The following is a 20,000-nucleotide window of genomic DNA, read 5'->3' on the forward strand; positions in this document are numbered from 1 at the left end:
TTCGTTTCTTATTGACATACTGCGGCAGCCGTAGTATATTTACTACGACAGGCATAGTATGGATAAATATCTCAAGGAGGTTGTAAATGATAGAGATTAGTAGTGATGTCATTAGAGGATACAATGACACGATGATCTTGTTTATATTGATGGAAGAACCATCCTATGGCTATGAAATATCTAAGAAGATAAGAGCGTTGTCTGAAGAAAAGTATATAATCAAGGAAACTACGCTGTATTCTGCATTTACCAGAATGGAGAAAAACGGATATGTAGAGTCCTACAGTCAGAATGCAGATAATGGTAAGAAGAGAACATATTACAAGATAACTGAGAGTGGAAAGAATTATTACCGAGAAAAGTGTCTTGAATGGGCACTTACCAAAGAAGTAGTGGAGAACTTTATTAGAGGAGACAAGTAATGGAAACGATAAGAAATTATTTGGAATCTATGTTTGCAAATTTGCCTAACACTCCTGAAGTTATGCGCGCGAAGAATGAGCTTTTGAGCATGATGGAGGACAAGTTTACCGAACTTATTTCTGAAGGAAAGCCACAGAATGAAGCTGTTGGAATTGTAATCTCAGAATTTGGAAATCTCGAGGAACTTGCCGAATCTCTTGGAATCGAGAGTGTTGTCGGAGGTACGGATATCTCTGAGAGACGTCTTTTGACCAATGAAGAAGCAAGAAATTATATTTATGATGCGGCGCAGAGCAGAATGCTCATCGGCCTTGGGGTTATGCTTATTATTTTTTCTCCCATATTCCCTATTATTCTGAATGATATCGGAGCTGCATTCCTTTTCATCGATGTGAGCATCGGAGTGGGCCTTATCGTGTGGGCTAATATTCGTATGTCGCAGTGGAAGTTTCTTGATAACACGCTTTGTTGTATTGATTATTCTACGGCAGAGTATGTATATGCAGCCAAAAAGAACAATATGACGAGCAGAGCCATTATGCTTACAGTTGGAATCATGTTCTGTATTGTAAGCGTGATTCCCGTTATAATTTTCGAAGGATTGTTTTCTGCAAAGGATTATTATTACGTTATTGTAGGTCCTGCGATGCTGTTTGTTATTGTCGGAATCGGAGTGCTTCTTATTATCGCATCCGGGGCCAAAGACAGCGCATATGCAAAGCTTCTTTCTCTTAACGGAACGGGAACGGTTGCCGGTAATTACGAAGCTGTTCGCGCTACAAAGGAGCCTTATACAGACAAGAAGAAAGCGGCTGAAGTGATGTCTGTTTATTGGAGAACGGTCACATGCATATATATAATCTGGAGTTTCATTTCTTTTGACTGGCATATTACATGGATCATATGGCCACTTGCGGCAGTTTTTAACGGTATTATGAAGTCTCTTTTTAATACCAAGTGGTGATGGAGCGGGAGAAATATATGAAAAAGATATATTTGATGATATTGGGAACGATCACATTTTTTGCGGTGATCTTTGGCTGTGCCTATCATATGTATGGACTTTTTGGAAACAAGAATACAACCGGTGAAATTGTAAATGTCAGTTATGACTATGATATTATCGAAAACATTGATGTAGATGCGGGACTTATCGATATGAATATTGTTTCTGGAGATAAGTTTTCAGCAAGTTTTTCCGGGTTAAAAGAGCTTTTGCCTGAGATTAAAGAAGATAACAAGACTCTTGTTGTAAATCAGAATTCATCAGATGATGTCGGCATTAATCTTTTCAAACCGCATAAAAGAAATCTTCATGGCGTTGACAATGTGCTTACAATAACGGTTCCTGCCGACGCAGGGGTTGATAAGATTGAGTTTTCGTGCGCTCTTGGAAATGCCAATATTACAGGTGTTTCGGCAAAAGAGATGAATATCGAGTGTGCGCTTGGAGACATTGACATTGAGGATTTGACAGTAGACCAAATCGACATGGAAGCCGATATGGGCGATGTGTCCGTAAAGAACGTTGATGTGAGAGAAATCGATGCCGAGCTTGCTATGGGTAATTTTGAGGCGAACCTTGTAAGAGATATTTCGGAATATAGCCTGGAGCTTGAGGTTTCATTGGGAAGATGTAAGGTTGACGGGAATACTGTTTCGAATAAATACAATAAATCCGGAAGCGGCGGATTAGTCAGTGTCACATGTGATATGGGCGATGTGAATATCAAATAATCGATAATTGAGTTGTTTTTGGTTAAAAGAATAATTGAAAGAATGAAACCTCTAAGGTATAATCAATATCGTAGGAATGCTGGGAGGTTAGGCGTTTCCTATAAATTGTATTTTTTTGTGAGGTTTTTATGTCATCTATTATCCAGACAAATCAGGTTTTTAACAATGAGATACCTTTTTGCAGGGTATACAGCATTGATTCCAAGAAAATGCTTGAGGAGCGCTTTCTTGCGCATAGAATATCATATTTCATAGAATGGCAGGACAAGTCTTTTTTGCAGAGATTGTTCGACAGAAAAGGAAACAAGATTGTTTGTACATTCAAGATAAATAAAAATGAGCTTGCTAGAGCGAAAGAGATTTCCGAAGGAATTGATGGAATCAAGTATAAGGACTACGGCGATTTTGATGCTGAGGATCGAATTCGCAGAAGAAGCGAAGCTGTTAAGTCACAGCCCAATCCTATGATATTACCTGCTTTAAAGATTGAAGAAATTTCTGACGACGAATGATAAGTTGAGCATGCAGAATAGGGGAGACATTGTTTCCTCTATTTTTTTGTTGAATAGGAAATTTCTCTGAAATTCCCTATTCAACAAAAAAAGCTCCGCAGGGATGCGCAGCTCGCGGTAAGGAATATATTGCTTACGCAATCCGCTCGCGCGCTAGCATTTCGCGAGCGAAATGCTTTTTTATTGGATTAGGAAATAAATTTTTTTGGAGATTCTTATGGCTGAGAAAAAGAATGTTTATAAAAAGAATACTGAAAAGGCAAAGACGGCACGTAAACCTTTTAAGGGTGAGGCTTCGAGAAAAAGTGTGCCCGGAAATCCTCAGAAGAGAACGGGAGTTAAAGAAAACGGTAATGACAAGAGTGCTGCCGTAAAAAAGAGCAGATGCCCGTATTTCAAGAAGTGCGGTGCATGCCAGATGATAGATACACCATATAAGAAACAGCTTAACTTAAAGCATGCACGTCTTGCAGAACTTCTTGAACCCTATACAAAAGTAGAGTCGTTTATCGGAATGGAGGAGCCTGAACACTACAGATGTAAGGTTCATGCAGTCTTTTCACATGACAGAAAAGGAAATCCCATTTCCGGAATATACAAAGAGGGAAGCCACGAAGTAGTACCGGTTGAAAAATGTCTTCTTGAAGATGAGAAGGCGGATGCAATCATTGCTTCGATCAGAGGAATGCTCCGATCGTTTAAGATCAAGACCTATGATGAAGACAACGGTTTTGGGCTTCTTCGTCATGTTCTTATCAGAATAGGCAGATACAGCGGGGAGATAATGGTTGTGCTTGTTACGGTATCACCTATTTTCCCATCAAAGAATAACTTTGTTAAGGCGCTCAGAAAAGAGCATCCCGAGATCACAACTATCGTCCTTAATGTAAATGACAAGCAGACAAGCATGATACTGGGCGATAAAGAGAAGCCTCTTTACGGCCCCGGATTTATCTATGATACATGCTGCGGAATGAAATTTAAGATAAGTCCCAAGTCTTTCTATCAGGTGAATCCTGTGCAGACAGAGCTTTTGTACAAGACCGCGATTGATATGGCAGAGCTTACGGGAGATGAGATCGCGCTTGACTGCTACAGCGGTGTTGGCACGATCGGAATTATCGCAAGTCCCCATGTAAAGGAAGTTATAAGCGTTGAGCTCAACGGCGATGCGGTAAAAGATGCCATATTAAATGCCAAGATAAATGAAGTAAAGAATATTACTTTCTACAAAAATGATGCCACTAAATTCATGCAACAAATGGCTGACTCCGGAGATAAAGCGGATGTTGTATTTATGGATCCGCCGCGTTCAGGTTCAACGGTTGAATTCATCAATTCAATGATCAATCTTTCGCCCAAGAAGGTTGTTTATATTTCTTGCAGCCCGGATTCTCTTGCAAGAGACTTAGAACTTATCACAAAAGGCGGCTACAAAGTAAAGAAGGCAATTCCGGTAGATATGTTCCCGTTTACAAGGAGCATAGAAACAGTCTGTCTGTTAACGAAATCAAGCTGAAGGCGCAGATTGAGTTTACAGAAGACTGTTGTTCTGGCTCGCGCTTAGCGCGAGAGCAGAACTTCCTTGTGAAAAAGTGGTGAGAAGATTACAAAGGTCCCTGCGATAGATGTCCACGAAGCCAAGTCGTGGCTAAGTAATGAGTGTATTTTTTATGAAAAGTGATCACTAAAAAATAGTGGTCACTTTTTTGGATTAGGTATATAATGTTCGAAGCGGTTTTTAGTCTGAAAAACTGCTATAAATTCTATTTTCACAATATAGTCAGTGACGTTTAGAGTCTTTTCACTGCTTATATTCCCAACTATTTTGAAATAGGCATTTGCTTTTTGAGGATGATTACTGCTCATATTTACAATGCTTTCATTATGAGCAGAGGTATTTTGCTGTTATCTATAGAAAAAAGTGGTAGAGGCACTGCTTATGTGCTTTTTTCATAAATCTAGTCAGAGAGGGATAAAAAATAAAGCGCAAATTCATCTGCTTAGATTCAGGACATTCTTAATCTAGGCATTGCGAGTAAAAAAATCTTCACTGCCTATGTGGTGAAAAGAGTGTAAAAAGCAGAGGTTAATCGGCTTATTCAGAAAAGTTGCAGTGCATAGACAATAATCAGGTCATTTGGCTAAGCAAAGATAAAAGAAGGAGAAGTAAATGTACGGATTAAAAGAGCTACTAAATAAAGAGGAGGAACGGCTTCTGAGAATAAAGGCTGTAGTTGATAAGCAGCTGGATGAGGCACCGGAGGGGCGACTTAGGATTTCATCGTCGGGGAAGCTTGTTCAATACATGCATTGTACTGATGAAAACAAGAAATCAATATATCAGGGAAACTATATAAAAAAGGAAAATGCCGAATTTATCAAAGCTCTTGCGCAGAAAGGATATGACAAAAAGGTAAAAAGACTTGTTGATCTGAGACTTAAGCAGATACAAAAAATAAATGCGGATTATGATGATCATGAAATTGAAAAAATATATGCATGCATGAATCCTACGAGAAAGAAATTAGTCAGAGCGTATGAGATTCCGTTTGAACAGAGGATATCTGAGTGGAAAGAAATAGAATATAACGGGAAAAGTTTTTCTGAGGATTCACCGGAGATATGTACAAGGAAAGGCGAGAGAGTCAGGTCGAAGAGTGAAAAAATAATAGCGGATACATTCTTTGAACGCGGGATAGAATATAAGTATGAGTGTCCGCTTGAGCTAAAAGGATATGGAATCATATTTCCTGACTTTACAATTATTAGTAGGAGAACCGGAAAAGAAGTGTATTGGGAACATGATGGACGAATGGACGATCCTCAATACGCGGAAACAGCGGTCAGAAAGATAGATACATATATAAGAAATGGAATAGTGCCAGGAGATAGGCTGATTGTTACATTTGAAACCGGAAACTATGTATTAAGCGACAATACGATAGATGCGATGATAAAAAAATATTTGTGATACCTAATGAGAACATAAACGCTTCAGGAGGAATGAAACAATACTGAGTAAAAAATGACTATTGCTGTTATCCTGAGGGGATTGGACAAGATTGCAGATAAGGACAATTAATAAATTGACATGTGAACACGTGTTCGATATAATAATCATAGATTCGCTACCATACATCAATCTATGCAACATTGGCTTTGACTTTGGAGGTATGAAAACAGTGGAAATTGAGGAATGTATCAAGGATGCGTTTGAAGACTCTATGCAGTTATTTGTTCAGACAGAAGAATACAAGAAGGAACGTGATGAGATAAATGATATGATCATAACATTTCGAGCAATGCTGGATGTGAACCGGCAACTGCAGTTTAATGAAATAGTAGATGCCATAACCGTTGCAGACGGTAAGCTTGCATCGGAAGCATATCTGCACGGAGTTGTAGAGGGGATAGCGCTTCGTGAGAAAATAATCGGATAGATGGTAAAAAAAGTGCAAAGACATATTTTAATATGTGGTAAGTACCTTATCTACCAAGTAGAATGGCGGAAAGGAAGATACATATCACATGTGGGTATGTCTGAACACTATTTTCTATCAAAATGGAATATATAATCGAATGCCTTTATTCATCTTCAGACTCAAGCAGGGCGTTGATGAGTTCACGCTTTTGCTTGGATGTCATCTTGGATACATTCTTTGCGATAAGTCTATGTATCATATAATATTCGGATTCAAAATCTCCGCTTTCTGATGAGTTTCCGTTTAACAGATAGTCGGTAGTAGTGTGAAGGGCAGTAGCGATATTGGCTATAACGGGCCCTTTCGGAACACGGTCGCCCTTTATATATCGAGACATTGAGACTTCGGTGACGTCGACTTTTTCAGCGAGTTCGCGCTGAGTCATATTAAGCTGAGTAAGTAATTCAGCTATTCTTCCTCCTAATGTGTTGTTCATAGGATATCCTCATTTCTAATTTGATATATTATCTTGGATAAATGAAAGTGTAATGCCGCTTTTTTAAGATAAAACATCTTAACCGGCTAATATACATTCTCTTTATTCATATATGGAATAATTTCAGAAACTTACCAAAAGTATAATTCAATTCATCCAAAACGTCAAATTAAAATAATTTTCGGTAAGTATAAAATCCGTAAAACGCAGTAAAATAGCAGTGTTTGATTATTTTATCAGAATCACGGCATAAACAAACGGTAAATTAATGTATTGACAACTTTCCAAACGTGATATATGATTAAATCAAGCTAAAACGAACGGAGGTGAGATGAGAATGTCAGAACACGCAAATATGCTGTTATTAGGACTGGCACGTGCACCATGTGCGTAAATTTTTTTATCCATTGACTTACCGAATGTATAAGTATGGATAAAACAAATTAACTTTTGTTCTATAAAATCTACGCACAGGAAAGGAGAATGCTTATGAAGAACTGGCTTGAAGCAGCAGGAATAAGAGCTGTGAAGACGGTGGCACAGACAGCCATTGCCACGATAGGAACTTCGGAGTTTCTGGGAGACGTTAATTGGGTGATGGTTGCAAGTGCGGCATCATTGGCAGGAATACTTTCCCTGCTGATGAGTATTTCCGGGATTCCGGAACTGAAGAAATAAGGAAAGGCGCCGGCTTGGCGCTTCCTTCAACAATGAAAACAGAACACAAAAAATAAAACACAGAAACCAAAAAACAAAGTACAAAAAGAAAAGGAGAAAAATTATGAATTTTGTAGAAAGTATAATGACTCAGAACCCCTGCTACACAGAGGGAAGAAAAATAACCGTGAAAGGCCTTATGCTCCATTCTGTCGGATGCGCACAGCCCCGAGCAATGGCATTTATCAATAGCTGGAACACACCTTCACATGACAGCTCATGCGTTCATGGCTTCATAGACGGAAACGACGGAACAGTGTATCAGACGCTTCCTTGGAACCACAGAGGATGGCACGCAGGCGGAGCGGCAAACAATACACATATCGGAGTTGAGATGTGTGAGCCTGCAAGCCTTAATTATACAAGTGGAGCGACTTTTACCTGCTCAAACATACCTGAGGCACGCAAATCGGTAAAAAGAACATATGAAGCGGCAGTCGAACTGTTCGCGATGCTCTGCAAATTATTTAACCTCGATCCTCTTGGAGACGGAGTGATTGTTTCTCACAATGAGGGACATATCAGAGGAATAGCTTCCAACCACAGTGACCCCGAGCACTTATGGAATCAGCTTGAAACCGGCTATACGATGGACGGATTCAGAAAAGCGGTAAAAGAACTTTTGGACAAAGGTGTTGCGGACTTTCCAAAGGGAAGCACAGAAGAGGCATATCCTTACGCCGGACCGGCGGGCACTTATCCGACCGTACCTTTTTCTGTAAAAGTTCTTATAGATAATCTGAACATCCGTGCAAATCCGAATTTTGGAGGTGCGATCAAAGGACAGACAGGCAGAGGTGTATTTACGGTTGTTGAGGTACAGAACGGATGGGGAAAGCTTAGAAACGGAACAGGATGGATCTATCTTGAAGAGAAGGCATATTGCACAGTCCTTGACCGTTTGATCTCGGAAAGCTATGAAAGGAAATCCATTGATGAGATTGCAAGAGAAGTAGTGAATGGAAAATGGGGCAACGGCGAAGAAAGGAAGATGCGTCTTACCGAAGCGGGATATGATTACAATGCTGTACAGCAGAGAGTAAATGAGATTATCTGGAATCCTTGAAGAAAAGAGCTTTTGGCTTGGTTAACCTAAGGCAAAAGCTCTTTATTGCCGCAATTATATGTCAAACGTATAACATAGCCAGTCTTGTGTAAAAGACAATTACTTGTGCAAGATATACAAAAACCATATTGATATATCGTAATTAATTCACGAAATGGATAATTTTTTGATAAAAACGTATGTCAACCGATTGACATAAATAAACGTCACGTGGTAATATCTGTTTACAATAAACAAAGACCTTTAAAAGGAGGGGTTATTTAAGATGAGAAGGAAAATAGTTTCATTAGTAGTTGGTGCAGCATTGGCATTATCAATGGTTGCATGCAGTACACAGAATCCGGAAGAGCCTGTTGCTCAGACTGCCGGAGAGCAGGTTGCAGATAGCAGCAATGGAGGGGGATCGGCTATCTCAATTTTAAATTCTAAAACAGAGATTCAGACACAGTTCGAGGATATGGCAAAAGAGTATGAAGAGAAGACAGGTGTGCATGTTGAAGTATACAATGCCGATACGGATACAACAGTTGCTTCACAGATTGCAACAAAGTATGCATCACACGATCCTTATACACTTTCAATGGTGGATCCGAAAGATATATATGCAGTAGCAAATGAGTATGCTTACGATCTTTCAAATGAGGACTGGGCAAAGAAAACAAAGCTTGGAATCACGGTTAACGGAAAAGTTGTAGGATTTCCTTTCTGTGTAGAGGCAAGAGGTATTCTTTATAACGCAGATGCGATTGAAAAGATCACGGGAGAAACGTTCGATCCTACATCGGTTGCTAAGCTTGAAGATTTCCAGAAGTTACTTGATAAGCTTGTACAGGGCGGAATGGAGAAGCCTGTAGGAATTCTTTCAGAGTATTGGTCACTCGGTGCACACTGGTTCCCTATGGTATATGAAGAGCAGCAGGATCCGGATGCATTTGTAAAGAGCCTTCTTGATGGATCGGGTAAGCTTTCGGATAATGAGAAATTCAATTCCTTAATGGATTCATTTGATACGCTTATTAAATATAACTATGCAAAAGGTTCTGCTTCTAACGCAGATCGTGAAGAGACATCCATGATGCTTGCAGAAGGACAGATTGCTTTTATGTTCGGCGGAAACTGGGACTGGTCGGTTATCAACCAGTATGATTACACAGAGCACCTCGGAATGATGCCTGTTCCGCAGAATACTACAGATACAAGCAACTTTAAGATTGTCGGCGGTGCAACCAAGTATTTCTTTGTTGACAGTTCATCAGATACTTCAGATGAGCAGAGACAGGCTGCGCTTGACTTTCTTAACTGGCTTGTAAACGATGCTGACGGAAATGCTTTCCTTACAGAAAAGTGTGCGCTTGTTCCTGCTTTTGAAAATATCAAAGCCGATAAGCTCGATCCATTTTCTCTTTCTGTAAAGACATATGCAGATGCAGGAAATATGATTCCTACATACAATTACCTTCCCGACGATCATATGACGGTAGTAGGACAGGAGATCATGCAGAAATACCTTGATGAGTCAATGGACAGAGCAGCACTTGCTGATGCGGTAACTGAGTATTTCAAGTCTGCAACACCTATTGAGCACTGATAATTTACTCAATAATCAATCTGATTGTAAAAAGACATTATATCAGGGCTTCGATCATCAAGAAGCCCTGATAAAAAAGAAAAGAGATTTAAGTGTTTAGTGCACGGGTATTTTGAAAGGTGAGGCATATGAAAACTAATACACTGGGCTATAAATTAAAACAGTATTTGATCTTTGCCGGATTAACAACGGTAATATTTTGCAGTGTTGTGATAATACCTTTTATTTATGGACTGTATCTTACATTTACGAGCTGGAACGGAGTATCCAGAAATAAGCCTTTTGTAGGCATGGAAAATTATGCGAATGCATTTTCGGATGGGGGATATTGGACATCTCTCGGACGTACGTTTATCTATTCGGCAATAGCTGTTGTACTTGTAAATGCTGTTGCATTTATCATTGCATATATGGTTACGAGCGGAATCAAAGGCCAGAATTTTTTCAGAGCCGGATTCTTTGTACCGAATCTTATCGGTGGTATCGTACTTGGTTATGTTTGGAAATTTGTATTTAATAAAGCGCTGGTAGAGCTTATGGGCTATATATCAGACGGAAGAGCTAAGTCACTCCTTGCTACGGAGAGCGGAGCAATCGCAGCACTTATTATTGTTTCGGTATGGCAGTATGCCGGCTACATGATGCTTATCTATGTCGCAGGTTTTATGAGCGTATCGGAAGATGTTATTGAAGCGGCTAAAATTGATGGCTGTACAGGCAGACAGTCTATCATTCATATATCAATTCCACTTATGACGGCATCATTTGTACAGTGTCTTTTCCTTACGATCACAAGATGTTTCATGGTATATGACGTCAACCTTTCGTTGACTAACGGTGATCCTTATGGAAGTTCAGCGCTTGCAGCAATGCACGTTTACAATCAGGCTTTCGTAAACAAGAACTACGGAACCGGCCAGGCAGAGGCACTTATCTTGTTTGTGATCTGCGCGGTGATCGGTGGAATTCAAGTATACGTAGGTAAGAAAGGGGAGGTACAGGCATAATGGAAAATGAAAAAGCAAGACGCAATAAAATAATAAAGCATGCCATTATGATTGCTATCCTTGCGGTTATGTTTGTAGTATTTATTTTCCCTTTCATAATGGTAATAATAAATGTTTTTAAGGTAAAATCAGATATTACGGGCAATCCGCTTGCACTGGTAGGAAAGCACGGATTTACGATTGAGAATTTCCCCAAAGCGATTGAAAAAATGAAATTCTTTAATTCATTCGTCAACTCGCTCATAGTGACGGTGTGCTCAACTGTAGGAACAATCGCGCTTTCATCCATGACCGCTTACCTTATCGTAAGAAATAACTGGAAAGCAAATAAGATATTGTTCGTTCTTATGATCGCATCAATGGTAATTCCTTTTCAGGTACTCATGATCCCGCTTGTTTCACTTTACGGCGGAATACTCGGCATCCTGAATCACAGGATCACATTGATATTCATGCACATCGGATTCTCACTTTCAATGGCTACATTCATGTTCCATGGAAGTATTAATACAAATGTTCCGTGTTCGCTTGAAGAGGCGGCTACAATAGACGGATGTAATAAATGGCAGATCTTTTCAAGAATCGTATTTCCTATACTTAAGCCAACTATAGCAACGGTGGCTATTATCGATGCAATGGCATTTTGGAATGATTATCTTTTGCCCAGTCTTGTACTTGGAAGAAAAGAGCTGTATACGATTCCTATCGCGACAAAAGTTTTCTACGGCACATATTCGACAGACACGGGTCTGATCATGGCTGCACTTTTGCTTGCGATGCTTCCGATATTGTTGTTATATCTTTTCCTTCAAAGATACATTGTTGAGGGAATCACAGCAGGAGCTGTTAAATAATTATACGAAAGGTTTTATGTTATGAAAAAGCTAGAAAACAAATGTATGTTGATCACATACGCAGACAGCATGGGTAATAATCTCAAAGATCTAGCGTTTGTAATGGACAAGTACTTTAAGGATGCAGTAGGCGGTATACATATACTTCCTTTTTTTCCATCTTCGGGAGACAGAGGATTTGCTCCGATGGATTACCACGTTGTAGACAAGACGTTTGGAGACTGGGACGATATAGAAAAGTTGTCGGAACAGTATTATCTCATGGCCGATTACATGATCAATCACATTTCGGCGCAGAGTGAGTATTACAAAGATTTTCTTCAGAAAAAAGATGATTCGAAATACAGAGATCTTTTCATTCGCTATAAGGATTTTTGGGAGAACGGAGAGCCTACACAAGAAGAAGTGGATGTTATCTACAAGAGAAAGCCCAGAGCTCCCTATGTGGATGCGGTATTCGCTGACGGAAGCACTGAGAAAGTATGGTGCACCTTTGATGAGCAGCAAATCGATATCAACTGCAAATCGGATACGGCAAAAGAGTTTATCAAGGATAATCTTGTAAATCTCTGTAAGCACGGGCTCTCGATCATTCGACTTGATGCGTTTGCTTATGCGACAAAAAAAGCAGGAAGTTCATGCTTTTTCATAGAGCCGGAAGTTTGGGAACTTATGGACGGATGCCAGAAAATAGTAGAGCCGTACGGTGTTAAGCTCCTTCCTGAGATACACGAGCACTACACGATGCAGCAGAAAATTGAAAGTCATGACTACTATGTTTATGATTTTGCGCTTCCAATGCTACTAATAAATGCGTTATACTATGGACAGTCTACGTATTTAAAGAATTGGCTTAACATTTGTCCGAGAAAGCAGTTCACAACGCTTGATACTCACGACGGAATCGGTGTTGTCGATGTAAAAGACCTTCTTCCCGATGATGAGATTGAGAGGACAAAAGAGGACATCTTTAAATACGGAGCCAATGTAAAGAAGATTTACAATACGGCTGCATATAACAATCTTGATATTTATCAGGTCAACTGCAGCTATTACTCGGCACTTGGCGATGACGACGATGCTTACCTTCTGGCAAGAGCGGTTCAGTTTTTTGCTCCCGGTATTCCGCAGGTATATTATGTGGGACTCCTTGCGGGAAAGAACGACCTTAAACTTCTTGAAGAGACCAAAGTCGGAAGAAATATAAATCGTCATTATTACAAGCTTGACGAGATAGAAAAAGAAGTCGAAAGACCTGTCGTAAAAGAGCTTCTTAAGCTTATGAAGTTCAGAAATGAGCATCCTGCATTTGACGGAGAGTTTATTCTTGAAGATTGCGGCGATGAGGAACTTGTTATTCTTAGGAAAAACGGCGACGATTTTGCACGGCTTAAAGCAAATTTAAAGACTAAGAAGTTTACTATCGAGCATTCGTAAGAAGTGCGTGGTAGGAAGAGGCATCGGAGGGAATATGGCTACATTAAAGGATGTCGCAGCCAGATGTGGGCTGACGGTTACAACTGTATCAAGGGTTCTGAACAACAGAGGGTATATCTCGGACAAAACTAGGTCCAAGGTATATGCTGCAATGGAAGAACTCAATTATCAGCCCAACGAAGTAGCCAGATCCCTATCCAAGAAATCGACGAATACGATTGGCGTTATTATGCCGCACATAAGGCATCCTTATTTTTCCGAGATGATAAGTAACATTGAGAATGCGGCAAGCAAGAAAGGGTATAAGATCTTGCTCGCCAATTCCAAGGGCGCAGATCACAAGGAAAAAGAGTACCTTGATATGTGCACAAGTAATCGTGTTGCCGGTGTTATAGTTTTTTCCTCCACAGTTAAGGGGCTCGAATTTGCCAACAGCAATATTCCGCTTATTACCGTTGAGCGTTTTGTTGAGAACGGAACGGCAGCAGTTGAGTGTGACAATGAGCAGGGCGGTATGCTCGCAGCCGAGGCGCTTATCAAAAGCGGTTGCAAGCACCTGCTTATCATAAGCGGTGTTTCAAAAAGCGTCATGCCTGCGGATGACCGTTTGAAAGGCTTTGCCAAAGTCTGCGAAGAGCGCGGTGTTGTCTATAAGGCGGTTTCTACCAGCATGAATCAGTATAACAACCTTGAGTATCACGCTCTTTTGACGGGAGAACTTAAACTCGACAATGAGATAGACGGAATTTTTGCAAGCTCCGATCTTATCGCGGCGCAGGTTCTTCAGGTTTGCAGGAAAATGGGCAAAAGAGTACCCGAAGATATAAAACTTATTGGCTTTGATGATGTTCTGCTTTCGAGGCTTACGACTCCGCCGATCTCGACAATACACCAGCCCATTAAAGAAATGGCGGAAATGGCAGTGGATCTAGTCATTTCATCTTCTGAGGGCAAGGTTGTACCAAAACGCACGATACTTCCTGTTTCTTACATAGAAAGGGAGAGTACCAAGTAACTGATTTGAAAAATAGAATATTTAAAAGATACCGTTCTGACAGGCCTTTAACAGCTTGTTAGAGCGGTTTTTTTTAAAGATAAAGAAAAAGATGGAAATACTATTGAAAAATAGATTGATATGTGCAATATTTAAGTAAAATATAAATGCATTGTGATTGAGTTAAGTTAATTTAATTAAATTCCGGATTGGAGTTTTTGGTAGCATATTTACTTTTTAGTGATAACGGAGGGGAATGCAGATGTTTGGCGCGATAGAAGCAGGCGGAACAAAGATGGTATTGGCTGTTGGGGACGACAAGTCAAATATTGTAGATATTACAGAGATAAAAACGAGAAGTCCGAGGGAAACAATCCCTGAGATTATGGATTTTTTTGGAAAGTATGACATTGAAGGCATGGGAATAGGCGCGTTCGGCCCTGTGTGCCTTGATAGGAACTCGGAAAGTTACGGAAAGATAGGAAAAAGCCCGAAGCTGGAATGGGTGGGCTTTTCCTGGATGGAAGCTTTTGGCAAGGCAGATTACCCTGTGACAATAGATACCGATGTCAACGCGGCATGTTTGGGAGAAGTCAAATATGGGAATGGAAAAGGGCTGAATAACGTAATCTACATAACAATAGGCACCGGGATCGGAGTTGGAGTTTATGCTGAAGGCAATCTCCTCCATGGAGCGCTTCATCCTGAGGCGGGACATATTCTTTTGCCTGTGAGCGGCAGAGACGGTTTTGAAGGAATCTGTCCGTATCATAAGAACTGTTTTGAAGGACTGGCATCGGGACCTGCAATAGAGGCTCACTATGGCAAGAAGCCGCAGCTTTTGCTCGATGATATGAGCGTTTGGGAGCAGGAAGCAGACTACATCGGAAAGGCATTGATGCAATATATATGTTGCTACTGCCCTGAGAGGATCATTCTCGGCGGCGGTGTTATGCATATAGAAAAGCTCTTTCCAATGATCCGTGAGAAAACTCTTTCCTATATGAACGGATATGTTGATACAAAAGAGATGCAGGATATTGAAAGTTATATAACACCTGCGGGACTTATGGGGCAGCAGGGAATAAAAGGCGCATTATTTTTGGCATCACTTAAATAAGATTAGATGAGAGATGCAGTAAATACGGAGACAATAGATGGAAAAATTTGCAATAAATAACTGGATACTGAAAAGGGTATCCGATGGCAGTAAGTACAGGACAGAGGTTCCGGGGAGCGTTCTCTATACACTTCAGAATAACGGAGTAATTCCGAATCCTTTTGTGGCAGACAATGAGAAATTTGCCCTGAAAATGATGGAAGAGGATTTTGAATACGAAGCTAAGTTCGATGCCGGTCATGCTCTCATGTCATCTTTGAAAAAAGAGCTTGTATTCGAAGGAATCGATACCGTTGGGGAGGTGTATCTAAACGGAAGCAAAATCCTATGTGCCTGCAACATGCACAGGACATACAGGATTGATATCACAGATTTATTAAAGGAAAAAGACAATGAATTAAAGGTCTGCATCCACTCACCTCTTAAATATATAAAGGATGCATACGGAAAAAGTGAGTGCGACGGAACGGAAGATGCCATGGAGGGCTTTGTCCATATAAGAAAAGCTCATTACATGTTCGGCTGGGATTGGGGGCCGAGAATTCCTGATGCGGGACTTTTCAGACCTGTATATATTCTTGGAATAAATACTGCACGTATAGAGAATGTCAGGGTTCATCAGAGACACTCGGGCGGTAAAGTCGGGCTACGTATTTTTATTGACAGAGAAGTTTACGGTGATGATAAAGGCATTTCCTGTGATGTGATTCTTACAGATCCGCAGGGAAAAGAACTTGCGTATAAAGATTACAGATCAGGCGATGAAATCGTGGTCGAAGATTCTTTGCTCTGGTGGCCGTCCGGATTCGGAGAACAAAATCTTTATAACCTGGATATAAAATTAAAACTTGGAAATACGGAGCTTGATTCTCTGACAAAAAGAATCGGCCTGAGAACCCTTACCATAACCAAAAAGAAAGATGAGTGGGGAGAGAGTTTTTCGCATTGCATAAACGGCTTTGATGTATTTGCTTTTGGCGCGGACTATATACCGGAAGATAACTATCTGACAAGAATGACGCCCGAAAGAACAAGGAAACTACTTGAAGATTGTAAATTGGCCAACTTCAATTCCATCAGGGTATGGGGCGGAGGCTTTTTTCCGGATGATGCTTTCTATGATATCTGCGATGAACTTGGGATCATGGTATGGCAGGATATGATGTTTGCCTGCGGCGTCTATGACCTTACCGAGGAATTTGAAGAAAATATCAGACTTGAGATTAAAGATAATTTAAAAAGGATTGCGGATCATGCGTGCCTTGCTCTTATTTGCGGCAATAATGAAATGGAGATGTTTGTAAAAAACGGAGTATGGGTTAAGACTCATAAGCAAAAAGCAGATTATATCAAGATGTATGAATATCTTTTTCCTAAGTGGGTAAAAGAATATGCACCTGATGCGGTATACTGGCCATCAAGTCCGTCATCGGGAGGATCTTTTGACGATCCCAACGACTTTGACCGCGGAGATGTTCACTTCTGGCAGGTATGGCATGACGGAAAACCTTTTACCGAGTACAGAAAGTACTTCTTCAGATATCTGTCGGAGTTTGGTTTCCAGGCTCTTCCGTCAAAAAAGACACTGGAAACGGTAATGACAAGCGAAGAAGACTACAATCTTTTTTCCTATAACATGGAAAAGCACCAGAGAAACAAATCTGCCAATTCCAAGATAATGCAGTATATGCAGGCAACTTTCAAGTATCCTACGGATTTTGATATTTTAATATATGCTTCTCAGCTTCTGTCGGGAGAAGCGATAAGATACGGTGTTGAGCACTTTAGGAGAAATAGGGGGAGGTGCATGGGAACTCTGTATTGGCAGCTAAATGACTGCTGGCCTGTTATAAGCTGGGCTTCTGTTGACTATTACGGAAGATGGAAGGCACTGCACTATTATGCCAGGAGATTTTTTGCGCCCGTGCTTCTTAGCTGTGAGGAGACAAGCACTGTATCCGAAGGCATTGAGATAAATTCCGAAAATAGCAGCTTCATACCTGCGATAAAGCTTAATATCTCCAATGAGACCATGACGGAGAGAAAGCTTACGGCAGAGTGGAAACTCAGAGATGCTTTCGGAAAAGAGATTGATGGAAAAGGACTTGAAATCGAAACTTCGGGTACCGTCGATATAACTGTTTCTCCGCTTTCTTCAAAGTGGGTGACTGAGCAAAGCTTCCCCGGAATCGACATATATTCCTGTTATGTGTCCTTTAAGGCCATAGAAGAGGGCGAGGTGGTGTCGGAAGGCACGGCTCTTTTTGTGCCGGCGAAATATTTCCGCTTTGAAGATCCGGGGCTCGCAGTAAGAATGCTCTCGGAAAATGAGATAGAAATAAGCGCAAAGGCTTTTGCCAAAAATATAGAAATTAGAAATGAGAATGACGATCTGGTACTCTCTGACAACTTTTTTGACATGAATCCAGGAGTAAAAGTTGTCCGTATTATCAGGGGAGATGCCAATAATCTTACGGTCAGAAGTGTTGCTGATATTCACTGAGTGAAAAATAGACTTATCACGGAATGACCTAAAATGAATTTTTACCGGAGGAATTGTATGAGTGACAAGATTTATGAACCGAGTAACGCGAATATGCAGCAGGGAGCAAGAAATGTGCTTAAATATCTGGCCGAGATCACATATGAAAAGATGATCACAGGACAGCATACGCAGACGATGGAGCAGGAAGAGCTTAAGCTGATAGAGGAAAAGACGGGAAAGAGGCCGGCGCTTTTGGGCTTTGAACTTTTGTCTTATTCACCGAATATAAACTATCTCGACACAGATGATGAATGTATGGATGAAATCGTTCATAACAACGGAACGCTTAAGAAAGCCTGGGAATGGGCTGAGGAACAAGGGCTTATCACATTCACATGGCACTGGTTCTCACCTCTTTACGGCAGATCTAAGGCATTTTATACAGAGAATACTTCTTTTGACCCTGAAAAAGCTGCAAACGAGGGCACTGCTGAATATAATGCGATGATCTCGGATCTTGACGTAATGGCCGGGATACTGAGGCCGTTCTGCGAAAAAGAGATCCCTATTTTGTGGAGACCGTTCCATGAAAGTGACGGAACATGGTTCTGGTGGGGAGCAAAAGGCGCCGAGCCTGTCAAAAAGTTGTACAGAATAATGTATGAGCGCTTTGTGGGCGTGCATCATCTTAACAATCTTATCTGGGTGTGGAATTCGCATATTAAGGAGTTATATCCGGGAGACGACGTTGTAGATGTGATATCGGTCGACCTTTATACCGATAAACATGTTCATACGGCATATTCCGAGCAGTATAATGCGCTTAAAGAAATAACCGAGATGAAAAAGCCTATGATTCTGGCGGAAGTCGGTGTGCTTCCGGATCCCGAGGCTGTCCACGGTGAGCATATAGGATGGGCGAGCTTTATGACATGGTCTCTGGATTTTTGCAGAACAGAAGAATATAACACATTTGAATTTTTGAAAGATGTATATAACAGCCTGAATGTTGTAACAAAAGATAATCTCCCTAAACTATATGAGGTTAAAAAGATATGAATGAAGTAGAAGGAATAAAGCGGATAAAAAAACTGATTGATAGAGCCAAAGCGGGTGAAGAACTTGTACTTGGCTTCTTTGGAGGTTCGATAACTCAAGGATCTTTGTCTTCTGAGCCTAAGCTGTGCTATGCACATAGAGTTTTTGATTGGTTTGAAAAAGAGTTTCCGAATGCAAAGTTTCATTATGTGAATGCCGGAATAGGCGGAACCTCTTCATATTTTGGAGTGTCCAGAGTTTATAAGGATCTGCTTATGTACAGACCTGACTTTGTGATAGTAGACTTTTCAGTGAATGATGAAGAGGCAGAGCTTTTCAAAGAGACATACGAGGGAATGATCAGGCGGATATGGTACTCGGATACAAAGCCTGCAATGCTGCTTCTTAACAATGTGTACTATGACGATGGCAGAACTGCGGAGGATATACATGTAGAGATAGGAAAGCACTACGGGATTCCCAATGTGAGTATCAAGGATACAATATACAAGAGGATGATTGAAGGGATATATAGAAGAGATGACATTACACCGGATGGACTACATCCCAATGATCTCGGACACGAACTTCTGGCAAAAGAGATAACGGATAGGATAAATGAAATATGCGGTATGGACGTATCTGATTGCCAAGAAGAGCAGGAAAAAGAACCTGTAACAGCAAATCGCTTTGAAGCTTCTTTAAGATATACCATTGAAAACAGCAGTCCGATATTATCGGGATTTAGAGCCGATGCGAGAGAAAAAGAAGGACATCTTGACTTCTTTAAAAATGGCTGGATAGCTACAAAAGCAGGTGATTCAATTCACTTTGAACTTAGCGGTGCAAGGACGATTGCCATTCAGTACAGAAAGACAATAAACAGACCTGCTCCCGTTGCGCTGGCGGTTTTGGACGAATGCAGGGAAAAAGCTGTTGTTCTTGATTCAAATTTTGATGAAGACTGGGGCGATTGTCTTTATTTGCAACCTGTGCTGAGCGAAAACGAAAGAAAAGATCACATATTGGATATAGAAATAGTAAGTGCCTCGGAAGCTGATAAAAACAGCTTTTATCTGTTATCATTAATAGTATCTTAAA

19 protein-coding genes are annotated in these 20,000 nt (G+C 40.6%); 18 read left to right on the forward strand and 1 reads right to left on the reverse strand.

Translation table 11 applies throughout. The features are described from left to right. Positions 1-86: 86 nt before the first annotated feature. The 7 genes from G628_RS0100320 to G628_RS0100355 all read left to right on the forward strand — a co-directional run bounded on the left by G628_RS0100320 (position 87) and on the right by G628_RS0100355 (position 6,115). Positions 87-422, forward strand: coding sequence for a PadR family transcriptional regulator (locus G628_RS0100320; protein ID WP_026655305.1), 336 nt, complete (start codon positions 87-89; stop codon positions 420-422). Beyond that, positions 422-1,387, forward strand: a complete 966-nt coding sequence (locus tag G628_RS0100325) for a permease prefix domain 1-containing protein (protein ID WP_026655303.1) — start codon at positions 422-424, stop codon at positions 1,385-1,387. The genes G628_RS0100320 and G628_RS0100325 overlap by 1 nt, the downstream gene beginning before the upstream one ends. Positions 1,388-1,404: 17 nt before the next feature. Continuing rightward, positions 1,405-2,160, forward strand: coding sequence for a DUF4097 family beta strand repeat-containing protein (locus tag G628_RS0100330; protein ID WP_026655302.1), 756 nt, complete (start codon positions 1,405-1,407; stop codon positions 2,158-2,160). Positions 2,161-2,288: 128 nt separating this feature from the next. Further along, a complete protein-coding gene (locus tag G628_RS0100335) occupies positions 2,289-2,672 on the forward strand; it encodes a hypothetical protein (RefSeq protein WP_027208183.1) in 384 nt (127 codons plus the stop codon). A gap of 217 nt (positions 2,673-2,889) precedes the next feature. Beyond that, a complete protein-coding gene (gene rlmD, locus G628_RS0100340) occupies positions 2,890-4,191 on the forward strand; it encodes a 23S rRNA (uracil(1939)-C(5))-methyltransferase RlmD (protein WP_026655300.1) in 1,302 nt (433 codons plus the stop codon). Between the two features lie 654 nt (positions 4,192-4,845). Beyond that, a complete protein-coding gene (locus tag G628_RS0100350) occupies positions 4,846-5,646 on the forward strand; it encodes a hypothetical protein (protein WP_027208184.1) in 801 nt (266 codons plus the stop codon). Positions 5,647-5,848: 202 nt separating this feature from the next. Then, the gene (locus G628_RS0100355) at positions 5,849-6,115 is read left to right on the forward strand and encodes a hypothetical protein (protein ID WP_074461064.1); all 267 of its coding nucleotides are present in this window, start codon (positions 5,849-5,851) and stop codon (positions 6,113-6,115) included. A gap of 145 nt (positions 6,116-6,260) precedes the next feature. Here G628_RS0100355 and G628_RS0100360 read toward each other — a convergent pair whose 3' ends face one another. After that, positions 6,261-6,593, reverse strand: a complete 333-nt coding sequence (locus G628_RS0100360; protein WP_027208186.1) for a helix-turn-helix domain-containing protein — start codon at positions 6,591-6,593, stop codon at positions 6,261-6,263. Positions 6,594-7,082: 489 nt separating this feature from the next. Here G628_RS0100360 and G628_RS0100365 point away from each other — a divergent pair, with 489 nt between their 5' ends. The 11 genes from G628_RS0100365 (at position 7,083) to G628_RS0100415 (ending at position 19,999) form a co-directional block, all read left to right on the forward strand. Beyond that, positions 7,083-7,271 carry a holin gene (locus G628_RS0100365; RefSeq protein WP_330365379.1) on the forward strand — a complete coding sequence of 63 codons (189 nt, stop codon included), beginning with the start codon at positions 7,083-7,085 and terminating at the stop codon, positions 7,269-7,271. A gap of 103 nt (positions 7,272-7,374) precedes the next feature. Then, positions 7,375-8,376, forward strand: coding sequence for an N-acetylmuramoyl-L-alanine amidase (locus G628_RS15965; protein WP_242827143.1), 1,002 nt, complete (start codon positions 7,375-7,377; stop codon positions 8,374-8,376). Positions 8,377-8,641: 265 nt separating this feature from the next. Then, on the forward strand, positions 8,642-9,964 hold the full coding sequence (locus tag G628_RS0100375) for an ABC transporter substrate-binding protein (RefSeq protein ID WP_026655293.1): 1,323 nt from the start codon (positions 8,642-8,644) through the stop codon (positions 9,962-9,964). A gap of 128 nt (positions 9,965-10,092) precedes the next feature. Further along, a complete protein-coding gene (locus tag G628_RS0100380) occupies positions 10,093-10,971 on the forward strand; it encodes a carbohydrate ABC transporter permease (RefSeq protein ID WP_027208187.1) in 879 nt (292 codons plus the stop codon). Next, a complete protein-coding gene (locus G628_RS0100385; RefSeq protein WP_027208188.1) occupies positions 10,971-11,825 on the forward strand; it encodes a carbohydrate ABC transporter permease in 855 nt (284 codons plus the stop codon). Before G628_RS0100380 ends, G628_RS0100385 begins: the two co-directional genes overlap by 1 nt. A 21-nt stretch (positions 11,826-11,846) precedes the next feature. Further along, entirely contained in the window at positions 11,847-13,262 is a 1,416-nt protein-coding gene (gtfA, locus tag G628_RS0100390; RefSeq protein WP_026655289.1) for a sucrose phosphorylase, read from the forward strand. Between the two features lie 34 nt (positions 13,263-13,296). Then, positions 13,297-14,277 (forward strand): LacI family DNA-binding transcriptional regulator, encoded by a 981-nt coding sequence (locus tag G628_RS0100395; RefSeq protein ID WP_026655288.1) that lies wholly within the window; start codon positions 13,297-13,299, stop codon positions 14,275-14,277. 241 nt (positions 14,278-14,518) lie between these two features. Continuing rightward, complete coding sequence (locus G628_RS0100400; protein WP_196803681.1) at positions 14,519-15,376, forward strand: ROK family protein; 858 nt, start codon at positions 14,519-14,521, stop codon at positions 15,374-15,376. Between the two features lie 37 nt (positions 15,377-15,413). After that, complete coding sequence (locus G628_RS0100405) at positions 15,414-17,879, forward strand: beta-mannosidase (RefSeq protein WP_027208190.1); 2,466 nt, start codon at positions 15,414-15,416, stop codon at positions 17,877-17,879. A gap of 57 nt (positions 17,880-17,936) precedes the next feature. After that, a complete protein-coding gene (locus tag G628_RS0100410) occupies positions 17,937-18,920 on the forward strand; it encodes a glycosyl hydrolase (protein WP_027208191.1) in 984 nt (327 codons plus the stop codon). After that, complete coding sequence (locus tag G628_RS0100415) at positions 18,917-19,999, forward strand: SGNH/GDSL hydrolase family protein (protein ID WP_027208192.1); 1,083 nt, start codon at positions 18,917-18,919, stop codon at positions 19,997-19,999. Before G628_RS0100410 ends, G628_RS0100415 begins: the two co-directional genes overlap by 4 nt. Position 20,000: the final 1 nt, after the last annotated feature.

Source organism: Butyrivibrio hungatei NK4A153 (assembly GCF_000424465.1).
Taxonomy (GTDB): Bacteria; Bacillota; Clostridia; order Lachnospirales; family Lachnospiraceae; genus Butyrivibrio; species Butyrivibrio hungatei_A.